Source organism: Sutterella massiliensis, from assembly GCF_016899755.1.
Taxonomy (GTDB): domain Bacteria; phylum Pseudomonadota; class Gammaproteobacteria; order Burkholderiales; family Burkholderiaceae_F; genus Sutterella; species Sutterella massiliensis.
On the sequence record NZ_JACJJC010000004.1, the window covers coordinates 53819 to 79168 of the forward strand.

Annotated in this window: 23 protein-coding genes; 9 read left to right on the forward strand and 14 right to left on the reverse strand. The window is 60.7% G+C overall.

Annotated features, from left to right (window positions below; translation table 11 throughout):
• The 4 genes from H6A60_RS03705 to H6A60_RS03720 all read right to left on the reverse strand — a co-directional run bounded on the left by H6A60_RS03705 (position 1) and on the right by H6A60_RS03720 (position 2848).
• Entirely contained in the window at positions 1-786 is a 786-nt protein-coding gene (locus tag H6A60_RS03705; RefSeq protein ID WP_205102066.1) for a UDP-2,3-diacylglucosamine diphosphatase, read from the reverse strand.
• 158 nt (positions 787-944) lie between these two features.
• On the reverse strand, positions 945-1442 hold the full coding sequence (locus tag H6A60_RS03710; protein WP_205102067.1) for a peptidylprolyl isomerase: 498 nt from the start codon (positions 1440-1442) through the stop codon (positions 945-947).
• 170 nt (positions 1443-1612) lie between these two features.
• Positions 1613-2197 (reverse strand): peptidylprolyl isomerase, encoded by a 585-nt coding sequence (locus H6A60_RS03715; RefSeq protein ID WP_205102068.1) that lies wholly within the window; start codon positions 2195-2197, stop codon positions 1613-1615.
• 81 nt (positions 2198-2278) lie between these two features.
• Positions 2279-2848 carry a tetratricopeptide repeat protein gene (locus H6A60_RS03720; protein ID WP_205102069.1) on the reverse strand — a complete coding sequence of 190 codons (570 nt, stop codon included), beginning with the start codon at positions 2846-2848 and terminating at the stop codon, positions 2279-2281.
• Between the two features lie 302 nt (positions 2849-3150).
• Here H6A60_RS03720 and cysS point away from each other — a divergent pair, with 302 nt between their 5' ends.
• The 3 genes from cysS to H6A60_RS03735 all read left to right on the forward strand — a co-directional run bounded on the left by cysS (position 3151) and on the right by H6A60_RS03735 (position 6304).
• A complete protein-coding gene (cysS, locus tag H6A60_RS03725) occupies positions 3151-4557 on the forward strand; it encodes a cysteine--tRNA ligase (protein ID WP_205102070.1) in 1407 nt (468 codons plus the stop codon).
• 60 nt (positions 4558-4617) lie between these two features.
• On the forward strand, positions 4618-5643 hold the full coding sequence (locus tag H6A60_RS03730; RefSeq protein ID WP_205102071.1) for an acetyl-CoA carboxylase carboxyltransferase subunit alpha: 1026 nt from the start codon (positions 4618-4620) through the stop codon (positions 5641-5643).
• A 220-nt stretch (positions 5644-5863) separates the two neighbouring features.
• Positions 5864-6304, forward strand: a complete 441-nt coding sequence (locus H6A60_RS03735) for a MarR family winged helix-turn-helix transcriptional regulator (RefSeq protein WP_205102072.1) — start codon at positions 5864-5866, stop codon at positions 6302-6304.
• A 401-nt stretch (positions 6305-6705) separates the two neighbouring features.
• Here the strand turns inward: H6A60_RS03735 and H6A60_RS03740 are convergent, their stop codons facing one another.
• The 3 genes from H6A60_RS03740 to H6A60_RS03750 are packed head-to-tail and all read right to left on the reverse strand — an operon-like array spanning position 6706 to position 9081.
• On the reverse strand, positions 6706-7440 hold the full coding sequence (locus tag H6A60_RS03740; RefSeq protein WP_205102073.1) for an amino acid ABC transporter ATP-binding protein: 735 nt from the start codon (positions 7438-7440) through the stop codon (positions 6706-6708).
• On the reverse strand, positions 7430-8206 hold the full coding sequence (locus tag H6A60_RS03745; protein ID WP_239477564.1) for an amino acid ABC transporter permease: 777 nt from the start codon (positions 8204-8206) through the stop codon (positions 7430-7432). Before H6A60_RS03745 ends, H6A60_RS03740 begins: the two co-directional genes overlap by 11 nt.
• Positions 8207-8229: 23 nt before the next feature.
• Entirely contained in the window at positions 8230-9081 is an 852-nt protein-coding gene (locus tag H6A60_RS03750) for a transporter substrate-binding domain-containing protein (RefSeq protein WP_239477565.1), read from the reverse strand.
• 263 nt (positions 9082-9344) lie between these two features.
• Between H6A60_RS03750 and H6A60_RS03755 the strand changes: the two genes are divergently transcribed.
• Positions 9345-11495 (forward strand): autotransporter outer membrane beta-barrel domain-containing protein, encoded by a 2151-nt coding sequence (locus tag H6A60_RS03755; RefSeq protein ID WP_205102075.1) that lies wholly within the window; start codon positions 9345-9347, stop codon positions 11493-11495.
• Between the two features lie 155 nt (positions 11496-11650).
• On the opposite strand, the gene tyrA is transcribed toward H6A60_RS03755, so the two are convergent.
• A complete protein-coding gene (gene tyrA / locus H6A60_RS03760; protein ID WP_239477566.1) occupies positions 11651-12871 on the reverse strand; it encodes a bifunctional chorismate mutase/prephenate dehydrogenase in 1221 nt (406 codons plus the stop codon).
• Between the two features lie 245 nt (positions 12872-13116).
• Complete coding sequence (locus H6A60_RS03765; protein WP_205102076.1) at positions 13117-14481, reverse strand: M20 metallopeptidase family protein; 1365 nt, start codon at positions 14479-14481, stop codon at positions 13117-13119.
• Between the two features lie 274 nt (positions 14482-14755).
• Here H6A60_RS03765 and H6A60_RS03770 point away from each other — a divergent pair, with 274 nt between their 5' ends.
• Both H6A60_RS03770 and H6A60_RS03775 read left to right on the forward strand, forming a co-directional pair.
• On the forward strand, positions 14756-15667 hold the full coding sequence (locus H6A60_RS03770; RefSeq protein ID WP_205102077.1) for a LexA family protein: 912 nt from the start codon (positions 14756-14758) through the stop codon (positions 15665-15667).
• A gap of 209 nt (positions 15668-15876) precedes the next feature.
• Positions 15877-16662 carry a transporter substrate-binding domain-containing protein gene (locus H6A60_RS03775; RefSeq protein ID WP_205102078.1) on the forward strand — a complete coding sequence of 262 codons (786 nt, stop codon included), beginning with the start codon at positions 15877-15879 and terminating at the stop codon, positions 16660-16662.
• Positions 16663-16821: 159 nt separating this feature from the next.
• On the opposite strand, the gene H6A60_RS03780 is transcribed toward H6A60_RS03775, so the two are convergent.
• Positions 16822-17706 carry a LysR family transcriptional regulator gene (locus H6A60_RS03780; RefSeq protein ID WP_205102079.1) on the reverse strand — a complete coding sequence of 295 codons (885 nt, stop codon included), beginning with the start codon at positions 17704-17706 and terminating at the stop codon, positions 16822-16824.
• Between the two features lie 192 nt (positions 17707-17898).
• On the opposite strand from H6A60_RS03780, the gene H6A60_RS03785 reads away from it, so the two are divergent.
• Both H6A60_RS03785 and rarD read left to right on the forward strand, forming a co-directional pair.
• A complete protein-coding gene (locus H6A60_RS03785) occupies positions 17899-18327 on the forward strand; it encodes a cyclophilin-like fold protein (protein WP_239477567.1) in 429 nt (142 codons plus the stop codon).
• 204 nt (positions 18328-18531) lie between these two features.
• On the forward strand, positions 18532-19506 hold the full coding sequence (gene rarD / locus H6A60_RS03790) for an EamA family transporter RarD (RefSeq protein WP_205102080.1): 975 nt from the start codon (positions 18532-18534) through the stop codon (positions 19504-19506).
• A 183-nt stretch (positions 19507-19689) separates the two neighbouring features.
• Here rarD and H6A60_RS03795 read toward each other — a convergent pair whose 3' ends face one another.
• Both H6A60_RS03795 and H6A60_RS03800 read right to left on the reverse strand, forming a co-directional pair.
• The gene (locus H6A60_RS03795; RefSeq protein WP_205102081.1) at positions 19690-20478 is read right to left on the reverse strand and encodes a carboxymuconolactone decarboxylase family protein; all 789 of its coding nucleotides are present in this window, start codon (positions 20476-20478) and stop codon (positions 19690-19692) included.
• Positions 20479-20532: 54 nt separating this feature from the next.
• Positions 20533-21129, reverse strand: coding sequence for a flavodoxin (locus H6A60_RS03800; RefSeq protein WP_205102082.1), 597 nt, complete (start codon positions 21127-21129; stop codon positions 20533-20535).
• A gap of 353 nt (positions 21130-21482) precedes the next feature.
• Here H6A60_RS03800 and H6A60_RS03805 point away from each other — a divergent pair, with 353 nt between their 5' ends.
• Positions 21483-22451, forward strand: coding sequence for a DMT family transporter (locus tag H6A60_RS03805; protein ID WP_205102083.1), 969 nt, complete (start codon positions 21483-21485; stop codon positions 22449-22451).
• A gap of 84 nt (positions 22452-22535) precedes the next feature.
• Here the strand turns inward: H6A60_RS03805 and H6A60_RS03810 are convergent, their stop codons facing one another.
• Entirely contained in the window at positions 22536-23909 is a 1374-nt protein-coding gene (locus H6A60_RS03810; RefSeq protein ID WP_205102084.1) for a shikimate kinase, read from the reverse strand.
• Positions 23910-24142: 233 nt separating this feature from the next.
• Positions 24143-25306: an AMP-binding protein gene (locus tag H6A60_RS03815; RefSeq protein ID WP_205102085.1), complete on the reverse strand. Its 1164-nt coding sequence runs from the start codon at positions 25304-25306 to the stop codon at positions 24143-24145.
• Positions 25307-25350 lie beyond the last annotated feature (44 nt).

Here is a 25350-nt window from a genome sequence, read left to right on the forward strand (position 1 = left end):
TTAGAACATCTGAATCTGCGGGCGGCCGTCTTCAAGGAACGAGATCATGCCGCTGCGGCCCGTCGCGCCTTCGGCGACGTCGTCCAGCTCCCAATCCGGCACAACCCAGCGCTCGATCGTGGCGCCCACGTGGGCGGCGGGTTTGTGCGTGTGGCCGTGGATAACGAGGTCGACGCCGGCGGCGTGCGCGGCTTCGGCAACGGCCGAGTCGACAACATCCATTTCGGCTTCGCTCTTAACGCGCTTGTCGCCTTCGCTCTGCGCGCGCGCCGTCTGCGCCATGGCGAGGCGCTCGGCAACGCTCTTCGAGAGCGCTGCGGCCTGCCATCGCGGATCGTGCGTCATCGCACGGAACTTCTGATATTCCTCGTCGCGCAGACACCACTGGTCGCCGTGCGCGAGGAGAACCTTGCGGCCCTTGATTTCAACGACGATCGGATCGCGCACGAGCTCGGCGCCCGAGGCTTCGGCAAAGCCCTTGCCGAGCATGACGTCGCGGTTGCCCGGCATGACGATCACGCGCCGCCCCGTCGAAGCGTGAAGCTTCAGGAGCGCAATGATCGGCTCCGCGGCTTCGGCAGCGTCGTCGCCGATCCAGAAGTCGAAGAGGTCGCCGAGAATGACGAGTTCCGGATAACGAGGCGCAACCGTCTTCATGAAGCGCACGAAGGCCATGATGGTCTTGGGCTTCTTTTCGGTAAGGTGCAGGTCCGAAATGATGATCGGATTCGAGAGCGGCGCAATGCTCGTGAGGCCGGCAGCGGCCGGCACGTTGGTGATGTCCATCGGAATGCCTTTGAGTGCGTACGGGAAGCTCGGTGCCGAAACCGCGTCGGCTGTCCGCTGCCGGCGGTTTGAGGCCGGCAGGGCGAGCGGAGAATTTGCGCGAAACACCCGCGTCGGCGCTTGAAGCGCCAGAAGCGAGCGTTCGCTTCTGGCCGATCTTATTCGGGGATAATTTCGGCCTTTTCGATTACGACGTCTTCAACGGGCACGTCGCCGTAAAAGCCACGGGTGGCGGTGCGCACGCGGGCGATCGCATCAACGACGTCCTGGCCGGCAACAACGCGACCGAAGACGGCGTAGCCCCAACCCTGCGGCGTGGGAGCGGTGTGGTTGAGGAAGTCGTTGTCGGCGACGTTGATGAAGAACTGCGCCGTGGCGGAGTGCGGATCCGTCGTGCGGGCCATGGCGATCGTGTAGCGATCGTTCTTGAGGCCGTTGGCGGCTTCGTTTTCGATCGGCGGCAGCGTCGTCTTCTGCTTGAGGCCCTGCTCAAAGCCGCCGCCCTGGATCATGAAGCCGGCGATGACGCGGTGAAAGATCGTGCCGTTGTAGAAGCCCGTCTTTACATAGTGCTCGAAGTTTTCGCTCGTCTTCGGAGCGTGTTCGTGGTCGAGCTCGATGTCGATGATGCCTTTGTTGGTCGTAAAGCGGATCATTTTCTTTTAATGAATGTACTGATTGAAAAATCGATGGTCGGACGCTCGGCAAAGGGCCTTCAGGCTGCCGCAAGGGAGCGTCCGAATGGGCGGCGGCGCGAAGGGGTCTAAAGACGCCTTCACGCCGTCCAAAGCTTTGCGGGGCAATATTTTCGCACAGCTTCCGGGGATTACTTGAGCACCTTGGCGCTCTTGATGATCACGGGTTCAACGGGCACGTCGCTCATGCGGTTCTTTACGCCCGTCTTCACGGCGGCAATCTTGTCGACCGTTTCCGTGCCGGAGACAACGCGCCCGAAGACCGCGTAGCCCTGACCGTCCTGCGCCTGGTCGGCATTGAGGAAGTCGTTGTCGGCGACGTTGATGTAGAACTGCGAAGTCGCCGAGTGCGGATAGGACGTGCGCGCCATGGCGATCGTGTACGTGTCGTTGCGAAGGCCGCCGCGCGCTTCAAGCGGAATCGGATCGTGCGTGGGCTTTTCCTGCATCGCAGGCGTAAAGCCGCCGCCCTGGATCATGAAGCCGGCGATGACGCGATGGAAAATCGTGCCGTTGTAATGGCCTTCCTCGACGTAGCGCAGGAAGTTCTTCACCGTGATCGGCGCGCGATCAGGAGCGAGCTGCACGACGATCTTGCCCATCGAGGTGTCGAGTTCAACGCGCGGCGCCGCAGGGGCGGCAGAAGCCGACTGCGAGATGCCGGCAAGAAGCGTCAGGGGAAGCGCTGCAATAAGAAGGCGGTTGCGTAGCTGCATGGGTGGCTCTTTCGTATGTTGCGGTTGGTCAATGTTTTCGGGGAAGGGCGTTAGGCGCTCCGAAGTTCCCCGTTATCCGTTTCAGCGCTTTTCGACGAGACGCTTAAGCGTCTTGAGGCGCGTCTGCAGCGCGTCGTTCCCGGTAAGAACGGGCGCGGCTTGCTCGTAGCTTTCGATCGAAAGCGCAAGGAACACGTCGCCCAAGTTCTTTCTTGCGGTGGCGAATTCCGGATTGATCGCGAGCGCCTGATTGAGGAGACGCACGGCTTCTTCCAGATTGCCGAAGCCCGCTTCGATCACGGCGAGGTTGTTGTAGGGCTCGGGGATTTCCGGATAAGCGGCGATGAGGCTTCTCAAGCCCTTCGCGGCTTCTTCCGTGCGGCCGAGCCGCTCGAGGCCGATGCTGCGCATGAACTGCAGCTGTGCGTTGCGCGGGTTGCGCGCGATGCCGATGTCGGCAAGTTCGACCGCCTGCGCGGGGCGATTCTGCTTGAGAAGGCGTTCGACGCGCTCGGAGAACTGCGAGTCGTGCAGGGTCGACGCTAGCGTCTGCATTTCCGTGGGCGCCGCATAAGCGGCGGGCGCCGGGCCGAAGAGCGCGCAGCAGAGAACCGCTGCGGCAGCCCCTGCAATGAAGGAGGTGCTTCGCATGTGAGTTGGCTGTTGAATTCTGTCGTAAGCATCTTTTCGAAAGCTTCTCCGACGATCGCTCGCTTCGCACCCGAGCCCCGAGGGGCGGCCGGTCGGTTAGTCCTTACGGCTGAGAGCAATTGTGCTCGAAGGTGGCTACCGCTCGCGGACGGCTATACTTTCGAAAATTCAACCAATGATTTTAGCGGGTTTGCCGCCTGCGGCCCTACGGGACTTGTCGCCCCGACGGTCAAACGGGCGCCCGAAGGCGAACCCGCATCAAGCATCGGCCGCCTTGCGGCCGCAAGGGATGCAGGACTGTCATGTCGCTTTCTATTTATTCGACTTTTTCCCGAGAACAGAAGCCTTTCGAACCGATTGAAGCCGGACGCGTGCGCATGTACGTCTGCGGCGTGACGGTCTACGACTACTGCCACATCGGCCACGGCCGCACGTTCGTCGCCTTCGACGTGATCCGCCGCTGGCTCGAAGCGTCGGGCTACGAAGTTGTGTTCGTTCGTAACATTACCGACGTTGACGACAAGATCATCCGCCGCGCGGCCGAACGCGGCATCACGACCGACGAGCTCACGGACGAATTTGCGCGCGCCATGCAGGAAGACATGCTCGCGCTCGGCTGCCTTGCGCCCACGCACGAGCCGCGCGCGACCGAATACATTCCGGCGATGCTCGACTTGGTCGGCAAGCTCGAAGAAAAGGGCTTTGCCTATAAGGCCGAAGACGGCGACGTCGACTACGCGGTGCGCAGCTTCCGTCCCTACGGTCATCTGTCCGGCAAGTCGATCGACGACCTGCGCTCGGGCGAGCGCGTTGCGGTGGCTGCCGGAAAGCGCGATCCGCTTGACTTCGTGCTCTGGAAGCGCGCCAAGCCCGGTGAACCGCAGTGGGATTCGAAGTGGGGCAAGGGTCGTCCGGGCTGGCACATCGAGTGCTCGGCCATGTCGATGCAGCTCTTGGGTGAAACGATCGACATTCACGGCGGCGGCCCGGACCTCGTCTTCCCGCACCATGAAAACGAAATTGCGCAGAGCGAAGCCGCAACGGGCAAGACCTTTGCGAACTACTGGATGCACTCGGGCCCGCTGCGCGTGCGCCGCGCCGACGGCGTCGAAGAGAAGATGAGCAAGTCGCTCGGCAACTTCTGGACGATTCGCGATGCGCTGAAGGATACGGAAGCTGCCTACGGCGAAGGGAACGGCGCCGAAGTGCTTCGCTTCTTCCTCCTGCGCAGCCACTACCGCAGCCCGATCTCCTTCTCGAGCGGCCTCATTGAGGAAGCCCACAAGGCCCTCAAGCGCCTCTACACGGCGCTCGAAGGGCGCACGGGCGACGGCGAAGCGCTCGATTGGACGGAACCCTTTGCCGCTCGCTTCAAGGCGGCGATGGACGACGACTTCAACACGGCGCTTGCCGTTTCGGTGCTCTTTGAGCTTGCGGGCGAAATCAATCGCACGGGCTCGTCCGCACTCGTTCGCCAGCTCCTCGGGCTCGGCCGCATTCTCAACATCCTCGGCCGCGAGCCGGCCGCGTTTCTGCGCGGCGCCGTAAAGGCCGACGACGAAGAACGCATTGCGTCGCTCGTTGCCGAGCGTACCGCCGCGAAGAAAGCGCGCGACTTTGCCAAAGCCGACAAGATCCGCGCCGATCTCCTCGCCGAAGGGATCGAGCTCCTTGACGGCCCGCAGGGCACGACTTGGCGCCGCCTCTAAGGGCCAGCCGCCGGACGAACGCTAAACAAACAAAACACAGCAACTCACAACAAAACCAAGATGGCCAAGAAGGTATTTCTCGAATTCGAACGCGATATCGAAGCGCTTGAAAAGAAGATCGACGAACTTCGCGAACTCGAAGAGCAGGAAAGCGGGCGTGGCGTAAGCGTGGCCGCTGAGATCGCTTCGCTCGAAGCTAAAGAAGCCGAACTCGTCAAGAAGACGTTCGCGTCGCTCACGCCTTGGCAGATGTCGCTCGTGGCGCGCCACCCCAACCGTCCGTACACGCTCGACTACATCGACGCGATGTTTACGGACTTCCATGAACTGCACGGCGATCGCGCATTTGCCGAAGACAAGGCGATCGTGGGCGGGCTCGCGCGCATTGCCGACATCAACTGCGTTGTGATCGGCAACCAGAAGGGCCGCACGCTGCGCGAACGCACCGAGCGCAATTTCGGTATGGCCCGTCCCGAGGGGTACCGCAAGGCGCTACGTCTGATGCGGCTTGCCGAAAAGTTCGATCTGCCGGTGATTACGTTTGTCGACACGCCGGGTGCCTATCCCGGGATCGACGCCGAGGAGCGCGGTCAGTCCGAGGCGATCGGGCGCAACCTCTACGAAATGTCGACGCTGCGCGTGCCTATCGTCTCCTGCGTGATCGGTGAAGGCGGCTCGGGCGGCGCGCTCGCGATCGCCGTCGCCGACGTCGTGATGATGCTTCAGTATTCGATTTACTCGGTGATTTCGCCCGAAGGCTGTGCTTCGATCCTCTGGAAGGATTCTGCGAAGGCCCCGCAGGCTGCCGATGCGCTTTCACTTACGGCCGACAAGCTCTCCGCGCTCGGCCTGGTCGACCGCGTGATTTCCGAACCTCTCGGCGGTGCGCACCGCGATCCGAAGCTGATGGCGACCACTCTGAAGCAGGCGATCGTCGACGAACTTCGTGCGCTTCTCAGAATGCCGCGCGAAGCACTCCTCGAGCGTCGAGCCGAAAAACTGCGTGGCTACGGGTTCTTTGACCTCGACGCGAGCCTATCCGAAGCGGGTGGCACGACGGCAGAAGCTGCCGTTGAAACGAAGTAACGATCGACTTCGCGTCAAGCGCGTATCGAGCGGGATCGTTCCTAACGGACGGTCCCGTTTGTGTTTGTTTTCTGGCCGTGCTGCGAACGAGGGAGAGCCGTTTTGTGCGCGCGTTCGATCGGTTGCTACAATTGATTCGCTATCGAACGATAGCGTGCCGCTCCCGTTTCGACATCTTCCGTTCGGCGTGCGGACTTTCTTTCCGCTTTCAGTTTCCGCCATGAAGGAATATCAAATCCTGCACCTGAGCTCTCGCCTGCGCGAGGGCGCAAATCGCTACCTCATCGACGAACTTACGCGCGCCGGACTCGAAGACATCACGACAGCCTGCGGCGATGTCTTTCACGTGCTTTTCCTTACGCCCAAGATTCCGCTCAAGACGCTTGCCGAACGTATTCGGCGCACGAAGTCGACCACGTCCGTCATGGTGGACCGCTTGGAGCGGCTCGGGTACGTCGAACGCCGTCGTCTTGAGTCCGACGGCCGCGTGCTCGTGCTCGATCTGACCGAAAAAGGTCGTGCGCTCAAGCCGAAGCTTGATGCGGTAGCCGGCGCGCTCAACGAGCGAATCGTTGAAGGCTTTTCGGACGAGGAGGCGCGAACGCTCGAGCGGCTTCTCGCGAAAGCCGCTGCGAATTTCAAGTATCCGATCGAAACCTGAGCAACGTTATCGGATAATGCGCCGCCAGGCTTTCAAGCTTCCGAACAAGTTTATTACGCGGGTCTTCTCGGGCTAAAAGATCATTTTCTTTTTGCCGAAACGCTTGATGCCGCACGACTCATGACCGCGGGCGGGCGGCGCTTTTTGCTTGCCCAGGGACGATGGGCGCCGGGCGACGCGACGGGTGCGGACGGCCTGTCCGCCTATGTGCCGGTTTTCAAGTCGGGGCGCCTCGTGAAAGAAAAGTTTTGCGCCTTTTGCCTCAAGGAGAAGTGTTCGCCTCTCGTGCAGGTTTTCATGTCGACGCTCGCCGAAGTTTTCGCCGAATGGTAGTCGCCCGAGCTGCTGAGTCCCGTGCAATCTCAAGCCGAACGACGGGACTCCGGGGCAAGAAAATTTGTTCACACCTGCCACTCGAGGAGTCGCCCGAGAAAACGCTTCAAGCCGGGCGTTGGCGGCGAAGTGAAGAGCGTTTCGCTCGGCCCGATCGCTTCAAGAGCGGCGTTTGCAAAGAAGGCTGTCTTTTCGCACGCGTGACGTGCAAACCCCATTTCGTGCGTGACGATGATGAAGTCGATGCCGGATTCTTTGAGCTCATTCACGACATCAAGCACTTCGACCGTGTATTCGGGGTCGAGTGCACTCGTGGGTTCGTCGAGAAGGAGGAGTTTCGGCCTCGGAGCGGCTGCACGTGCAATGGCGGCGCGCTGCTGCTGTCCGCCCGAGAGCGCCGACGGGCGTTTATCTGCGTGCTCGGAAAGTCCGAAGCGCTCGAGCAGTTCGTCAGCTCGACGGATGGCTTCTTTCTGCGTCCAGCCGTGAACGACGGTGAGCGGGAGCGCAATGTTTTCGCGCGCCGTGAGGTGCGAGAAAAGGCCCTTCTGCTGGAAGACAAAGCCGATGCCGCGTTTGTAGGCGAGAAGGTCGGCGGGCGACTTCGGTATCGGCATGCCGTTCAAGCGAATTTCCCCCGAGCTCGGCGCGAGAAGTCCGCCGATAAGTCGTAGGAGCGTTGATTTGCCGCCGCCTGACGGGCCGATGATGGCGAGCGTGTTCATCTCGGCCGAAAAAGTCAGGCGGTCAATGACCGTTGTGTCGTCGAAACGCATCGTGAGCGCATCGAACTCAAGCTTCATAGCTGAACCTCCGTTCGAGCAGTTTGCTCGCGATTGCTACCGGGATCGTGAGGGCGAGATAAAGAACGCCGAGAAATAGGTAGCTTTCCAGAAGCTTCAGGTTGACTGCAGAAATCTCGCGCATCGTTTGCGTGAGCTCGACGACAGAAATCATCGAGAGCAATGACGAGTCCTTGATGATTGAGGCGAACTGTCCTGCGAGTGCCGGAAGGGTTCTTGCCGTCATCTGCGGCACAACCACATAGCGCAGCGTTTGGAGCGGAGAAAATCCCACCGCTTGGGCGGCTTCGAGCTGCGTACGCTCGAGTGAAGCGTAGCTGCCGCGAATGATTTCAGCGATGTAGGCACCTTCGAATATCGAAAGAATAATGACGCCCGCCCAAAACCGATTTTCCACTCCCCATGCCGTGCCGACGAGGTAAAAGAAAAGGTATATCTGCATGATGAGGGGCGTCCCTCGAATGAAGACGACGTAGCCGCGCGAGAGGTAGCGCAGCACGAGCGTCCGAGCGTTTTCGCCTGCTGCCGCAAGGACGCCGACCGCCAGGCTCAGTACGAGACTGGCCGCGCTCACCCCCAAGGTCATCGCAAAGCCGTCAACAATGCGGATGTTAAAGTCGGCGAGAAAGCCGAAGTCGGGCCGATAGGCGATTTGCGAGATCGAAGCCCAGAAGAAGCCGATCACGGCTGCGCCCGCAAGCACGATTCCAACCGCAGCCTGTAGTGCAGAAGGCTTTTCTCCCGCTCGGACTCGAAAGAGATTCATGGGAAAACGGGGCCGCTCAGGCATCACTGAACGTCAAAGAACCATTTGAAACCGAGCTTCTCGAAAGCGGCTTTTTCCTTGGCGAGGTGCTTCTCGGTCAGGCGCTCGAAGCCGCCATCGGCGCGGTAGTCGGCAATAAACTTGTCGAGCGCTTCCCGCAGCTTCGTGTCGCCCTTTCGCACTGCCACGCCCCAGGGCTCGACGTCCTGAAACGCGATGAAAAGTGCGTTCGTCGTGTCCGGATTGCGCTGCCAGTTGCGGTAGATCGTGAGCTGATCGTATATGAAGGCGTCGGCCTTTCCGCTTGCAACTTCCATCACGCAGGCACTCTCGTCAGCAAGCGCACGCACCTTTGCTTTGGTCAGGTGTTTTTGGGCGAAAAGGTGGCCGGTTGAGCCGATTTTCGCGGCGATCGTTCTGCCTTCGGCATTAAGGTCGTCGACCGACTTGAGTGCATCGTCCTTCTTCGTCAAAAGCGCAAGCATCGCGTTGGCGTAGGGCTTAGAAAAGTCGACCGTTTCGCGGCGAGCGTCGGTGACCGTCATAGAAGACATCACCATGTCAACCTTGCCCGTCACCAGCGCGGGGATGAGACCGTCAAAAGCAATGTTTTCGATTCGAATTTCTTTACCGATCGATTTTCCGAAGTCCCGCATGAAGTCGACGCTCACGCCTGCCGGATTGCCTGAGGAATCTTTGCCTTCAAAGGGCGGATAAGCGAGCTCCATGCCGACGGTAAGCGTCGTCTTCTCCATTGTGTCGAGGTTCTGGCCGCTCGACTGTGCGGTGTTCTTTTGGGGCTGCGTGCTTTCCGAGCATCCGCCGAGCACAAGCGCACCGGCGACAGCCAGCGCAATGAGAGTTCTTCTGTTCATTTTTTGCACTTTAAAAACGTGAAGGAGCGCCTGTACGCGCGTTCGATGCGACGATTGTAGCGAACTTATCATTCGTACACGAACAAAAAACCGCCAACAAAATGCATAAGCACAAAAAATGAAATACGGAATAGTAGATTTTAAAAAATAAAATAAATTGAGGGTTATTCCTACACATCCATCTGGAAATCGTGAATAATGAAATTCTTACGCGATACTGCTTAAGAAAAATACTCCTCTTCCACGATTTTCAAGGAAAACCGATGAATCAGAAGTTTGTGATCTCCGGCATTGCTGCGGCTGTTTTGGGCGCTGCGGCAAGTGCTTACGCTTCGGGGAATGAATTTAAATTGCCTGAGAATAGTCAGGCCGTCGTTCAGAAATCTACGCTGAGCTTTTTCAACCTCGGCTCGGCAGAGAAAGCCTACGACGGCTCGACTGACCTCAACGCCGTCGGCACGTCGGACAATATAAGAACCGTTGTGCTGTCAACGCAGAAGAGGCCGAGCGACAAGGAGAGCACCTCTGAGGGCGGCGTGCTCAACGTTCACGCCAAAGATGTCAAGCTTGTTCACCATGATGCCAAAGCGCGCAGCATTCTCCTCTCGGCAAGCGCCGACGACAAGTCGCCGATTCGCTCGCAAACGCTTGCCTTCGAGAACAGCGAGATCTCGGGCTGGAACATCAAGGTCGAGCAGCTCATCCAGAATAAGAAAAAGTTTCCGGATTCACCGATTGCTGCGGACGGACACAAGCAGGAGATCAGCTTTGTGGGATCGACCTTTGACGGCGACATTATCCACTCGACCAACAGCGCACACTTAAGCAGCGAGACGTTCGCGCATGCCGGCCCCAACAACCTCACGCTCACGCTCGAAAGCAGCAGCTGGTCGGGCGCTGTTCGCGGTGAACGCACGGAGTACTCTTCTACGGATTCGAAGCCCTTCGTTGTCAAGACCGATCCGCTCGAGCACGGCACGTCCGTGACGCTTGCCAACTCGACTTGGAATGTCAACGGCGAAAGCGGCATCACGTCGCTCAAGCTCGAGAAGGACTCCATCGTTCATCTGCGACCTGAACCTGCTGTTCGCACGAATTTGACGGCTGATGAACAAGGGGCGCAGACGGCCTTCCTGCGGATCAAAACGCTTGAAGCGGCCGATACAGGCTCGAAATTCTCGCTTGACGAAGGTGCTTCGCTCTCGATCGGGACGTCCTCAGCCAAGAGTCACGCTTTTGAATTCAACAGCCTCAAGGACGTTCAGGTTTCGCTCGGTGAAGTAGATCAAGAAGCCTCAACCTCGGTGATTGCTTCGGGCAAGCTCAACGACGGCACGAAGAGCGTGACGGCAATCGTCGATCAGATGATGTCGAGCGTGACGGTGGGCGAAAAGGCGCTTGAGAAGGCGGAGTACGAGATTGGCGAGGGCGTCTTTTCGAACGGCCTCACGGGCACGGCCGTTCGCGATGGCTCGGGTGCCGTAACTGTGGATCCGGGAGTGGAAACCGTCAACGGCAATGCGGCAACCATTGCCGAAACGACCGGCGTTTCTCTCATGCAGTGGCGCACGGAAATGAACGACATGAACAAGCGCATGGGTGAACTGCGCGGCCTCGAGGGTACGGCAGGCGCATGGGCGCGTACCTATTTCGGCCGCAGCGAGTATGGTTCTCAGAAGACCGAAACCGAATTCCAGGCGATCCAGGTCGGTGCAGACCGTCTGATTGACACGGGGAGCACGAAGGTCTGGACGGGTGCCGCGTTCTCCTACACGAACGGCGACAGCGATTTCTCGCGTGGATCAGGTGAAACGAACACCTACGCGATCACTGCATACGCGAGCACTCTCTTTGAGAATGGCAGCTTCGTCGATGCCTCGATCAAGTACGGCCGCTTGCAGAATAAGTTCGACATCGCCTTCTGGGAAGCGCAGCGTCTTGAAGGGGACTTCAAGACGAATGCCTGGTCGGCGACGCTTGAAACCGGTCACCGCTTCACGGCGAAGAACGGCTTCTTCGTCGAACCGCAGCTCGAAATCATGTATTCGCGTGTTGAAGGCGACACGTACGGTGCGGGCCATGGTACGAAGATCAATCAGAAGGACGTCGACATGCTGATCGGCCGCGCAGGTGCCATGGCCGGCCTGAAGCTGCCCAACGACAAGGGCAACGTCTATGTGCGCGCTTCCCTGCTGCACGACTTTGACGGAGAAACGCAGACGGTGTTCATGCGCAACGGCGTGCGCGAAAACGACTTCCGTCAGGACTTCGGCGGTACTTGGTATGAGTACGGCGTTGGCGCGAACATTTTTGCGACCGAGTCGCTGCGCTTTTACGCTGACTTCGAGCGTACGGCGAGCGGCATCGTGAAGACGCCGTACCGCTGGAACGTCGGGGCGCGCTACGTTTGGTAACGCCCGGCGCTTAAGCCTCGGCTGTTTTTCTGAGGGGCGTGAGGGCATATGCCCGAACGAGCCGAGAGAAGCAAGTCGATGAAACGGCCCGTTCGCAGACCGGTTCTGCGGACGGGCCGTTTGTTGTCCGGCAACGGAACGCTGCAGACGAATCTTCAGGAACGGTCTGCTTGGATCTTTGCAAGGATCGTTCCGGACTCCTTCATGAACTGCGGCGCAAGTTCGCCGAAGTAAGCGCGCGCCTGGAGGAAGCGCTTGACGAATGCTTCGCGGTCGAGCGTTCGCACGATGTCGAGCTGAGGCCGCAGGCTCTCGACGTAGGCACCGATCAGTTCGCTCTTTTCTTTGTCGCTCATGATGATGTCGCAGTAGAGATGCGGATCTTGCGCAAAAAGGCGTCCGACCATCAGGAGCTCAAGTCGGTAGATGGGCGAAGAGAGCGAGAGAATGCGGTGAAGGTCCGGCTTAATTTCTGAGAGAAAGACGCCGTAGGCGTAGGTCGTGAAGTGCCTGAGTGCCTGAATGATGCTCATGGCACGATCATGATCTTCGGCCGAACAGCGCACAACCTTCCCTCCCCAGAGGCGAATCTGCTCGAGAAGCGGTTCGGCGGCGCTCTCGAAGCGCCCGGGCGAATGCACGAAGACCTGTGCACGAAAGTCGGTGACGTCCGGCCCGAACATCGGGTGCAGCCCGGCGACCGGTCCTTTGTGTGCTGCCAGCATCGCTTTGACGGGACCGGTTTTGACGGACGTGACGTCACAAAGAAGTGCGTCGGCAGGCATCTTGGCTGCTGCCGCTTTGATCACGGCTTCGGTTGCTTCGATCGGCACGCTCACGATGACGGTGCCCGCACCCGCAAAGATGCTTTCGGCTTGGTCCCAGTCGTTGCGCTCGAGAATGCGCACGGGCCAGCCCGAGCGGCGGAAGTGGTCGTCGAGGAGCCTCCCCATGCCGCCGCGCCCGCCGACGATGACGACGGGTTTCGGATTGGGGATTGACGAGGGAAAGCGCAGGGCACGTACGTTCCTGAGCGCTTCGCGGTCGAGCTGCCCGAGGATTTCTTCAAGAAGTACCGGAGAGATGGCGGCGCTTTCTGCGGCAGCTTTACGTCGAACGCTGCGGCGCTTGTCTTCGTCGTCCGAACGCACAGGACGGGCGCGCGCCACACGCTTGTTGGCAAGCGAGCGCATGAGGGCGATGCGTTCGGCAAGAAGCTTCGCGATCTGTGCGTCTGCTGCGGCAATTCGCGCTTCGAGCGCGCCGTCCATAAGCTCGGCCGCGTTGCGCCGAATGCTTTCTTCAAGCGCAGTGCCGGTGTTCGGCTGCGGTTTTACGCCGAAGGCAGCTTCGGCTGCATCGCTTTCTTGCGTCATGGTGCAGTCCCAATCAATCAGAATGACCCGCCACGGCTCGAAACCGCGGCGTTGAATGTTTGTTGGCAGCGCACGAAGGACTCGTCACTGCGACTGATTTTCTAGGTTACGCGCTTGCAAGCGCAGGAAATTCCAACGCTTGCGTTCGAGCGCCGAGCCGCTTTGCGCGCGGTCAATAAAACGACGGCCTTGAGCGACTCGCGTGCTCAAGGCCGTGCCTGCGTTCGACAGACGCGCTGGTGCGGTTAATTTGTGAAATCGCTCATCGCTGCGGCAATGTGCGCGCGAACCCCCGCGGGCAACGCCGCATCGTCGATCGTGAAGCGGTCGGAATGGTTGTTGGGGGCGTTTTCAGTCCCCGGCTTGTCAACCCCCAAGAACATGAAGACCGAAGGTGCCGTCTGCGCGAAGAACGAGAAGTCTTCGCTCGCACCCGGGTTCCAATCCGAGAGTGATGCATCGATTCCGAAAGCCTGCAGCTGTTCGACGAGTGAGCCCGCCACCGTCGGGTCGTTCCATGTGACAGGATAAATTTCGATGAGCTTCACGTCGGCTGTCGCGCCGTTCGCGGCCGCAGTTCCTTCGGCCACCTGCGGGATGCGCTCAAGGAGTTTGGCCCGGATTTCCGGATGATTCGAGCGAACAGTGCCAAGCATGGCGGCGTTGCCTGCCATGACATTGCCGGTTTCGCCCGCGGTGAGTTTGCCGACGGTAATAACGCCCATGCCCTTCGTGAGGTCGATGTTGCGTGCGACGATTTGCTGAAGGTTCACGACCGTTTGGGCGGCTGTAAGCGTTGCGTCGACGCCCGTCCAGGGCATGGCGCCGTGGGCCTGCTTGCCGTTGATCCGGATGTCGAAGGCGTCGGCACTGTTCAAGGCTGCTCCCTGGCGCACAAGCATCTTGCCGCTCTCAAGACGCGCCATGACGTGAATGCCGAAATAGTGCTTTACATCGTACTTTTCCGTGAGACCGTCGAGTACGAGCGCTTTTGCGCCCGAGACGCGCGGGGTTTCGACGACAAAGGGATTTTCGATCGAGTCGCCTTCTTCGGCAGGCTGGAAGACGAAGAGTACGCGACGATCGATTTCATTGCGGTGTTCGGCCAAGATCTTTGCGGCGGTCAAGAGCATCGCAATGTGTGCGTCGTGACCGCACATGTGCGAGACATCCACTTCGTTGCCCCAATAGGTACCCTTGGCCTTGCTCGCATAGGGAAGTCCCGTGTTCTCGCGAATCGGGAGCGCGTCGATGTCGGCGCGCAGCGCCACCGTGTCGCCCTTTTCGGGGTTGAGGATGCCGATCACGGCTGTCGGCGCGTTCTTCCAGCCTGTGACGGTCTCGATGCCGGCGGCCTTGAGCGCTTCAACGATGCGAGCCTGGGTCTTGAATTCCTGGTTGCCGAGCTCGGGGTGCTGGTGCAGGTCGTGGCGCAGTTCGGTGAGTGCGGGTTCGGCGGCTTTCACCGCAGCGTCGAGCCAGGCGGGCGACGCGGCTTCCGCAGCAAAGAGTGCGCCCGCGGCTAAGCTCGAAAGGAGCGCTGCGGCAAGCCGGGGGAGAAGCGTCGCGCCCGAGCGCGACGCAGCTTCTTCGAGATGGTTTTGCGTCATGGATTCGATTCCTTGTGTTGTTTTTTTTGCGAATGCTTCGGATGCTCGCGCACGTGCGGGCAACCGACGTTTTCATTGTAGGAGCTGCGGGCAGTCGAGCCGCGCCGGGGAGATGCGAATGTGTTGCTTCTTCGGTGAATCTTATTCGACGCGTTGCTATTTTGAGAACAATCGAGTTTCGAGGAGACGCAATCAATTCACCCGCTCGGCATCGAAAGCGTTCGCCAAAGCCCGGCTTTTCCGCTATGCTTCCTGCCGAGCGATTTTGCCCAAAATGCAGGTTGCTTCAAAAGCGGGCGACAAAATCAATCCGTTTCTTTGTCGTCCGGCGGATTCACTTCAACATGCTTTGGACGGTATGGAGAACGGCAAGCGGGCGCCCGAAGGCGTCAAAAACGGTCAACAGCAAGGTTCGGAGGTTGCGGTCGCGGGCAAGGCGCCGGGGCGCCTTCGCGGACTTCGCCGCGGCGGCGCGCGGCCCGGCGCCGGACGCAAGCTGACCGGTGCCGCGCCCCTCGATGCCAAGGTGCACATTCGCCTTGAAGTCGAGCAGCGCGATCTCTTTTCGCAGCTCGGCGGCGTGAAGTGGTTGCGCGGCGCCCTCGCGCGCATCAAGACGCTGCTCGATCGCGAAAGCGAGCCGCCTGCCGACCTCGAGTCGCCCGAAGTGCTCGGCGTGCTGCCCCAGACGCTCGAAGCGTTGCTTCTAGCGCGCGTTCGCGAAGCGGGCGACGTTGAAGAAGCGGGCGAGCGCTCCTCTGACGGCGATCTTCGCCCGAGCGGGCTGCGACAATACGATGCGGCAGAGGTGCTCTTCGGCCGAAAGACGCTCCCCGGAGAGCGCCGCAGCGAACGGCGTCTCTTCGTGTTGCGCGCCGCGGGCGACGCGATGATCGACGCCGGGATCGGCGCGGGCGACATCGTTGTCGTTGACGCAGCGCGTCGCCCCAAGAGCGGCGAAATCGTCTGCATGCGCGTGAACGGCGCGCGTGCTATCCGTCGAATTTTTTTCGACGAAGCGGCTGTCGGCGCCCAGGACGATCCCTTGGAAGCGCCGGGTGTGCGTTTCGTGACGGAAAACAGCGCGGCGCCCTATGCCGAAATGCGTCCGGAACCCTGGCAGCGGTTTGAAATCGAGGGCACCGTCGTTTCGGCGGTGACGGGCCTCCTGCGGCGCTCGGACTGAGCACGCGAAACTTAGCGCTTTCCCGATCAGACGTTCACCCGAAGGGATTTGGCGAACGCGAAAGAGCGGTTGTTTTCATTTCGAGAACGCTGTCGGCGCGGAGGAACCGCATTGCGGCGACTGCGCTTTTTTGACGAAACTCTTCCTAAAGACGGCCAAGGCAGGCGCTCTGCCCGAGGTCGTTCGTTTGTTTCCTCAAAGGAGTCGCTATGAATCGCAAGCATGTCCGTACACTCGTTGCCGCTGCCGCCGCGCTCGGCGCCGTTGTCCTTTCGCTTTCCGCACAGGCGGGCGAACGGCTCGACCGCGTGACCGAAACCAAGGTGCTTCGTGTGGGTACGCCCGCGGACTATCGACCCTTTGCGATGAAGGAAGAGGGCAAGCTTGTCGGTCACGACATCGAGCTCGTCGAAGCGATGGCCAAAACCGCCGGCTGGAAGGTCGAATACGTGATCACGCCCTGGAAGGACCTCGAAGCGGGCATCAAGGGCAACAAGTTCGACGTGGCCGTGGGCGGCATCACGCAGACGCTCGCGCGTGCGGGCTACGCCGCGTTCCTGCCGGGTTATGCGCCGTTCGGCAAAGTGGCGCTCGTCAACAAGAAGAATAAGGATCGCTTCACGACGCCCGAGAGCCTCAACGATCCGAGCGTTCGCGTCATTAAAAATCCGGGCGGCACGAACGAACAATACGTGCTCGAGCACCTCAAGAAGGCCCAGGTGACGACGCACGAAAAGAACTACGAAATTCCGGGCATGATCGCCAGGGACCAGGGCGACGTGATGATAACGGAAACGGCCGAAGCGAAGCTTTATGTGAAGCGCTACCCCGAACTTCACGCGGCGTTCCTCGATAAGCCCCTGACGCCCGTGAGCGAAATGGGCTTCATGATGCCGACGGACGACGCGGACTTCGTGCGCTCCATGGGTTTCCTTTGGCACCTGATGGATATCCGCGGCGAACTCGACCGCATTGAAGACAAGTGGCTCGACTGATGCCCGGAGTCCGTGCTTTGAAACGGCCTTCGGCCTAAAGTGCGGCGATTGAACACAAAGAAAAGCCTGCGAGGCGGAAAGCTTCGCAGGCTTTTCAATTCAAGCCAATTCAAGCGGTGGTCGATGCCGAATGGGGGAAGCGGTGTCGCCGCCGGCAAATCAGTCCCGGTTTGTCTGCGCTTCGATGCGCTCCTTCAAAAGCGAAAGGAACGCTTCCGTGAGCGTCCGCTTCGGCGCAGCAATCGACCAAGCGAAAACGACGTCCGTTCTGAGGGGCGGCGAAAAGGGCAGAAACGCGATGTCGTCGTCCGGGCGCGTAATCCCGTCGATGCAGAGCGCGTGCCCGCCCGAGCGCACGATGAGGGAAGCGTTGTAGAGGAGGTTGTAGGTGCCGACCACCTTGAGTCGCTCGAAGGGCTGCCCGAGCCAGCCCGCGATGCGGCTTCGAATCGCTTCCTGCTTCGGCGCGTAGATGGTAAGTCCCTCGAGATCTTGGGGCGAGACACTCGTTTTGCCCGCGAGCGGCCCGTCGCGGCGAGCGAGCAGACCCCAGCGGTTCTGCTGCGGCAGCTTCACGTAGTCGAAGCCGTCGATTTCGGCGGGCATATTAAAGACGCCGAAGTTCGACGTGCCCATCCTGACGTTCAGGGCCGCATCCTGTGCGCTTGCCGAGAGAAGGTGCCCGCGTACGTTGGGGTGCGTGCGCTGAAAAAGTTCGAGCGTTTCGGCAACGACCGCCATTGCGGGCGTTTCACCTGCCGAAATCGTGAGGTCGCCCGCAAGGTCCTGCGTCGACATCGCTTCGAGCTTGGTCTTTTCGACAAGCGAGAGAATCGACTGTGCCCGGCCGAATAGGTAAACGCCCTTTTCGGTGAGTTCGATGCGGCGCGTGGTGCGGTCGAAGAGTTTGTGTCCGAGCTCTTCTTCAAGGTCCGCAATCTGGCGCGAGAGCGTCGGCTGCGTGACGAAGAGCTTTTCGGCCGCGGCCGTAAAGCTCTTCTCCCGTGCAATGGCTACGAAGTAGCGAAGCGATTTGAGGTCCATCGTATTTATGAAGAAATCGAATCGAAACAGATAAGAATGAAGTATTTGAATCGGATTGTGACAGAAAGGATAATGACCGCATAGCCCGAGAATCCTTGAAAAGCATGCATGCGTTGGAAGCTTTTCACCGAGATTCTCGACTCTCGGACCGGCACGCTGCGTGTCGGCATACACAACAAACGGAGTAGCGGGATGAAGCTGCAAAAGTTGGTGCTCACGCATTTGGCGGCTTGCGCGGCGCTTGCGCTCGGAGGCGTTGCAATGGCTCAGGATATTGAAATGGCGATCGGCGGCAAGGTCTATACGATCACGCTCGAAGAGAACGATGCGGCAAAGGCGCTCGCGGCCCGGCTGCCGATCAAGCTGCAGTTTGAAGACTTCGGTGCGGTCGAGCGCATCGCGTACCTCAATCCGAAACTGGACGTCGGCAATGCGCCGACGCGCACGACGCCGAAGACGGGCGACCTTACGTACTACATGCCATGGGGAAATCTCGCGGCCTTCACGGGGAATTTCCGTTCGTCCGAGAGTCTCGTGCCGCTCGGCCGCATGAGTACGGAAGCGATCCGGGCGCTGCGCGACAGCGGCTCGGCCGACGTGACGCTGCGCCGCAAAGAGTAAGGGCTGCGAGCCGGTTCTTCGTCCGTTGGGAAGAAAAACGCGCACCGCTGCGACTCGAGAGGAGCCGTACCGGCGCGCGTTTTTTCTGCTCTGTCGAAAACGCGTGCTCGGCGGTAGACTCGATCGGGTGTGCGTGCTGCGCCAGCCGACCCAGGCAGATCGGCGGGCAGCGCGGCCGTTGCGATCGGCATGGAAAGGAAGACGATGACAGACCGACTCGAGAGCACGAAAGACGAAGGCGGGCGGCGCGGGCGTGCGGTGCCTACGGGCGCGGGTTTCGGTTTGGCGGGTGCCGTCATTGCCTATGTCTTTTGGGGACTGATGCCGCTCTACTGGCATTTGATGGCTGCCGTCGACTCGGTCGAAGTGCTTGCGCACCGAATCGTCTGGTCCTTCGTCTTCATCGGTGCTGTGCTCGTTGCAACGGGGCGAACCGGCGAAGCGCTGCGGCACATTCGGGCGGTCTTCACGAAAACCCATGCGCCGATGGCGCGCGTCATCATTGCCGCTTCTGCTTTTGCAAGTGCCAACTGGCTCATCAACATTCTCGGCGTCAATACGGGGCGCGTCGTTGAACTCGGGATCGGCACGTTTCTGACGCCGCTCGCGACAGCGGCGATCGGCATCTGCGTCTTTCGCGAGCGCATCTCGAAACTGCGCGCCGCCGCGCTCGGCGTCGCGGCATTGGGCGTTGCTGCGCTCGTCGTCGGACTCGATCGATTCCCAACCATTGCGCTCTCGGTCTCGGCGACCTGGGCAATCTACGGTGCACTCAAAAAGAAGGTGACGCTCGCGCCCCTTGAGAGTGTCATGCTCGAGCATGCGCTCATGCTGCCCTTTGCGCTTGCTTGGCTCCTCCTCGGTAACGGCGGGAGTGCCGCCCTTCGGTTCTTCGAGGGTTTTGACGGGATCAGCTGGGTACTCATGGGGACGGGCGTCGTGACGTCGATCCCGATGATTCTCTTTTCGCTGGCCGCGCAGCGCCTGCCCTTCACGGTGCTCGGCATCATTCAGTTCCTGAGTCCCGTGCTTACGCTCCTTTTGGGCGTCTTCGTCTTTGCCGAACCGCTCGGCACGGCCCAGGCCGCAGCCATTGCCTGTGTTGTCGTCGCTGCCGTGCTTTTTGTGGCGGGCGGGCACGAAGAGCGCAAGCGTGCTGCGGACGGCGAGGAAAAGTAAGCCGTATGGCGAGTGAGAAGTGTCCGCTGAAGGATCAAAGCGGAAGGACAGGAAAAGGCCGCCCGACCGGAAAGGAGGAGGTAAAACAATCGGGCGGCGTAAGGATTGCGCCTCAGGCGGCTAGGCAGTCCGCTTGAGACGATTCGGCCGGCGGCTCGAGGAAGCAGCCGGCCGATGCCCGCCTTACTTCGCGGGCGCGGCTTCATTCACCATGGCGAGCGCGTTCAGGGCCTTCGGGAAGCCGATCAAGGGCACCATCACGACAATGGCGTCGATCAGTTCGCTGCGCGTCGTGCCGAGCGCGAGGTTGCCGAGCGCATGGGCCTTTACCTGCGGCTCGCACCCGCCCATCGAGGCGATGACGACGAAGGTGAGCAGTTCGCGTTCCTTGAGCGGCAACCCCGTACGGGTGTAGGTGTCGCCGAAGCAGTAGCCCGAGAGGAGGTCCACCATGAGGGCGCGTTCGTCGGCCTTGGCGTTTTTGTGCATGGCGTCGATGCCGGCACCGAAGATGCTCTTCTGAACGGCGAGGCCTTTTTCAAAGCGGTCGGCATCGGTCACCGTGGCGCTCGTTTCGGTCGGGAAGGTCTTCCCTGCGGCGGCACAAGCCCGGGCGATGACGTTGATCGCGCGGATCGTGGTCGGCAGTCCCGAGTACGCCATCGCCTGCACGGCAGCTTCGCGCAGTTCGAGCGGACTCGCCCCCTTCTTCAGGGCGTCGAGCACGACGCGCGCGAGGACTTCGTCTTCGTCCTGGGCCGTGAGCGACGCGACGGCAATGAGCGTGCGCATGCGTTCGTCAAACTTGACGGCCGCAGGGACGTCCTTCGTCATCAGACGCTCGAGAATCGCGTCGGCATCCGTCATGACGGTTTCATTCAAAGTGGTTTCCTGAGCCATGGCATTGCTTTCCAAAAAAAGATTGATCATCGCTGCGCCTGCGGCGCTCTGAAGTACGGTTCTGCGCTTCATGTGTTCGGTCTCCGGTTGCCGTTTCGTTCGGGATTCTCTCGTGTGCGCGTTTCTTTAGAAGCCGAGCTTCTTCAACCATGCATCCACGTCGGCCTTCGCGTCTTGAGCGTCGCTACCCGGCACATAGAAGTGTTCGACGAATTTCGCTTGCGGGCAAAGCGTCTTCATGCGAGAGAGGGCGCCCGAAGGCGAGGAGCTGCCCGACGTGATGAAGGGCGCGACGGTCTTGTTTGCGAGGTTGTGATCCATGAGGAACGTATTGATCGGCACCGAAACGCTGCCCCACCAGTACGGGGTCCCGAGGAAGACCGTGTCGTAGCCCGAGAGGTCGGGAATGACGGTTTCGAGCTCGCGACGGGCGTTCGCACGCACTTCGTCGCGGGCGATGTAGGTCATGTCGCCGTAGTCGGGGGCGTACTTTTCCTTGACGTCGATCTTGAGAAGCGCGGCGCCCGTATGCTCGGCAATCATTTTGGCGAGCGCTTCGGTCGAGCCCGTGCGCGAGTAGTAGATGACGATGGCTTTGCCTTTGCCTTTGCCTTCGGATGCCGGTGCGGCGAGCGCGCGCCCGGAAAAGAGACCGGCGGTGCTTCCTGCGAAGGTTGCGCAGGCGGCGAGCTTGAGGCAGCTGCGGCGATTGACGGTTTTCATATCGAGGCGTCCTTTCTGGATGATGCTTTGGGATCTTGACTTCACGAACGGACACACGCGCCGTTCGGATTGTTTTCAAGTTCGACTATAGGATTGCGGTCGAATCGATTCAAATACTTAATTTGAATGCGGTTTAATGCGGCAAACGAATGACTCGAACAGGCAAGAAAGCGAGCGGGCTGCGGCCCGCTGACACTTCGGGACGGACTTGCGTCGCCAAAAGAAGCGTGTTCTTCTTCGGGCAAGCCGTGTTCGTGGCAAGATTGACGGTCTCGCTTGCGGTTGATTGCGCCTCACCGTTAGCCGGCGAACCGCAAGACGAACACGCAAAAGAAAAACAAACGGACAAAGAAATGCAAAACACAAAAAGCGCCGTGCGCTCGCCCGAGACGAGAAAGCCGATCGATCTCACCGCTTTTCTCATCTGCATGGTGCTCTGCTTCATCTGGGGCCTGCAGCAGGTGGCGATCAAGGCGGCGGCCGACGATGTCTCGCCGATGCTGCAGGTGGGGCTGCGCTCGGGCGTCTCGGCGGTGCTCCTGTATCTCTGGAACCGCTTCGTGCTCCACGAAGAGTGGAACATGAACGTGCGCTTTCGCGACGCGCTTTTGGTGGGGCTCGGCTTCACGGGCGAATTCCTCTTCGTCGCGGAGGGCCTTCGGTTTACGAGCGCGTCGCATATGTCGGTGCTTCTTTATACGGCGCCTCTCTTTGCGGCAATCGGTCTCTCGATTCGGCTGCCCGAAGAGCGCTTGTCGCTCCTGCAGTGGCTCGGGCTCGTTCTCGCTTTCTTCGGCATCGCGCTCGCCTTCCTCGTGCCCGCGCTCCTCGCGCCCGAGTCGGCCGCAGGCGACTCGTCGCTCTGGCTTTTCGGGGACTTCCTCGGGCTTTGCGCCGGTCTCTCCTGGGGGCTCACGATTGTGTTCCTGCGCACGACCACGATGAACGACGCCAAGCCCACGCAGATGCTCTTCGCGCAGCTCGCTACGGGTTTTGCGATCCTTTTCCCGTTTGCGCTTCTCACGGGACAGAACGTCTTCGAATCGACCGTTCTCGGCTGGTCGAGCCTCATCTTTCAGTCGGTGATCGTGTCGTTTGCGAGCTACCTCGTTTGGTGCGGACTTTTGAAGCGATACCTCGCGGCGCGCCTGGGCGTCCTCATTTTCGTCACGCCCATCTTCGGCGTCGTGCTCTCGATTCTGCTTTTGGGCGAGACGGTTGGCTCGACCTTCGTGGCGGGGTCGCTCTGCGTGCTTGGGGGACTTTTGCTCGTGCAGGGCGCCGACGGTTTGAAGCGGCTTTTCGGACGCAAGCGCCGGTGATGTTGACGGGGCTCGCCGCCCCGAAGCACTTCGTGAACAAAGACTATGACAGGCGGCCGGTCTCGGGATCGGCCGCTTCCTTTTTTAGGCGTGTTCGCCCAAAATCGCGCGCACCGTTTCGTCGATCGAAGACACTTCGATCGTGCGGTCGGCAAGCGACGAATAGATCGGCGCGCGTTCTTCGTAGAGCGCGGCGACGCCGCGGGCAATCGCGATCGGGCGGTCGCGCGTGGCGAGTTTGGCGAGCGGACGCTTGAGCCAGATGAAGCGGCCGTTGAGTCCGAGGAGCGCGCGGTTGACGGGGCGCAGGCACGAGCCGCCGCCCGTCGAAATGATGAGCCCCGTCTTGAGCGCGAGGGTGCGGATCGCTTCGGTTTCCTTCTCGCGGAAGAACGCTTCGCCTTCTTCGCGGTAGATGCGCGCCTTGAATTTGCCGACGTGCTGCGCGACGAGTTCGTCCACATCAACGAAGCGGCGCATGAGGCGCTGCGCGAGAATTTTGCCGATCGTCGTTTTGCCGCAGCCCGGCATCCCGATCAAAACGATGTTTTCGGCTTCGAGCCGGATGTCGCGCTCGATCGTTGCGGAAACACAATTTCTGAGCGGCCGCCCGAGAAAAGCTTCGATCACGGCGCGAGCGCGGGCCACTTCGAGTTCGAATCCGGAGACCGCAGGGATGCCGCGGCGTCTTGCTTCAATGAGAAGGTGCGAGCGCAGCGGGCGAGCGGCGGTTTCGACGAGAAGACGCGGCTCGGGAAGTCGTTGTCCGCCGGCGCTTTTGGGCTCCACATTTTCGCTCGGGATGGCCGCTTCGCAGCGCTCGCAAAAGAGGGGCTCGTCGGAAAAGACGGCGTCCGTGCCGAAAACGCTTGCATTAAGGAGGAGGTCGGGTTCGGCCGCCGGGGCTTCCGGCAAAGAGATGCCGGGGCGATTGGCATCGACGACCCGAAGCGCCGTTTCAATGCCGAGCGCCCGGAGCGAAGCGCGAAGCGAACGCGCGCGTTCGCGCTGCGCAGCTGCGGCGTCGCTTGCAGGCGGATCGACCAGAATGAGCGCCGTGCGGCACGTCAAGTTCGGTGCGTGCGTGCGCAGCACGTCTTCGAGAATTTCCTGCGCGAGATCGTCACCCGTGAGCGTACCGTCGCCCTCGCGAAGAAGAAGGTCGACAGCGCCCGAGCGGGCCGCACGCTCAGTGAGACGCCCAAGCGTCGGGTGCGCCGCGAGCCATTTGGCCGCCGCATGCGCATAGTAGCGGTCGAGCACAAGCCCCGCGTATCGCTTCGAAGCGAGGAGCGTCCCGAGGCCTTTCGCCGCATTGACGTCGAGTTCGACAGTTTCAAGTCCCGAAAAGCCGAAAGCCTCAATGTGCGAGCGCAGCAACGCCCCAGAATTCGCAGCGTACTCTTTGAGTGCGGCGAATGCAAAGCGGGGATCGTCGTTGTCGAGAAGCTCGGCCATAGGTCCTGTCGGGTGCCGCCCGAGTGCTTGGAAGCCGAAAAAGCTTTCGTGGCGAAGAGGCGGCAATCGGAAAAGATGCGCGTTTTACGCAAAGCGAAAGCTCCAAATATACAGCAGCGGCGGCGCGGCCGATCGGATGCGCTCCCAGCGCATCACCGAAGCGCGCTAGCGGATTCAAAGAAAAAGAGGCGGCCGCCATCGACCGCCTCGATTGCACGGCGTGCTTCGAAGCGTCACGCCGCTTCGCCGCGCGAAAGCCGTTCGGCAAGTTCTCGCGTGGCGCGCCGCGCGGTTTTCCCGGTTTCCGTTCTCGGCAGCCGTTCGACGCCGAAGACGGCATGGGGCTTTTCGTAGCGCCCGAGTGCGGCGCACACGGCGTCAAAGTCGATCGCCGCCGGGTCGCCTTCAACCAAAAGGACCACTTCGTGGCCGAACGTGTGGCTCGTGCGGGCCGTGATGGCAAAGGGGCAGGGAATGACGCGCGCGAGCTTGGCTTCAACGGTTTCGATTTGTACCTTGATGCCGCCCGTGTTGATCACGTTGTCAAGGCGCCCCAATATGCGAAAGGCACCGTCGGGCGCGATTTCGGCAATGTCGTTCGTCGTGAGGGGCTCGCCCGCAACGGCGGGCGCCGCAATGACAAGCGTGCCTTTCGCCGAGAGCGACACCTTGACGCCGGGCAGCGGCTTGTAATGGGTTTCGCTTCGGGTGCCCGCAGGTCCCTTGAGGCGTCTGAGCGCTACGTGCGAAAGCGTTTCCGTCATGCCGTAGGTGGAGTAGACGGCACCTTTTGCCGCCTGAAGCGCTTCAAAGAGCTCTTCGTCGACGGCGCCGCCGCCGATCAGAATGTTGCGGCTTTCGAGGAACGCGCGTGCGCTCTGCGGGTGCTTCAGAATCGTTACGGCCTGCATGGGCGTGACGGCGCAAAGACCGAGCGGTTGCTGTGCTGCGTCAAGGCCATCGAACGGGTCGGACTTGGGCGTTCGAACGACGAGGTCGAGCCCGCAGACGACGCTGCGCACGACGACCATCTTCCCGGCAATGTAGTCGAGCGGCATCGCGAGGAGGTTCTTTTCGCCGGGCTCAAGACCGAGAAAGCTGCAGGTCATGCGGGCGCTCGCTGCCATGCGGCGCTTTTCGGCCCAAAAAGGCTTCGGGCGCCCGGTCGAGCCCGAGGTCTGCACGCGCAGGGCGGCCGTGTCGTCCAGAAGCGTCTCGAGAAAGCGCGAGAGCGCGGCGTAAAAGCTCTCGGCGCCGAAGCGCTCGACGCATTCGCGCGCAAAGGGACTCGGCGCATCGGGGCCGGGACGCAGAAAATCCGTCCACACGTGAAGCTTGCCGTCAATCAGGAGACCCGGGCGCTCGGCGAGCGCGCGCTCGAAGATGCCGTTCGACATGAGAGAAAAAGGATGCGAGTTTGAAAAGCTTTTCGCGTCGTGCG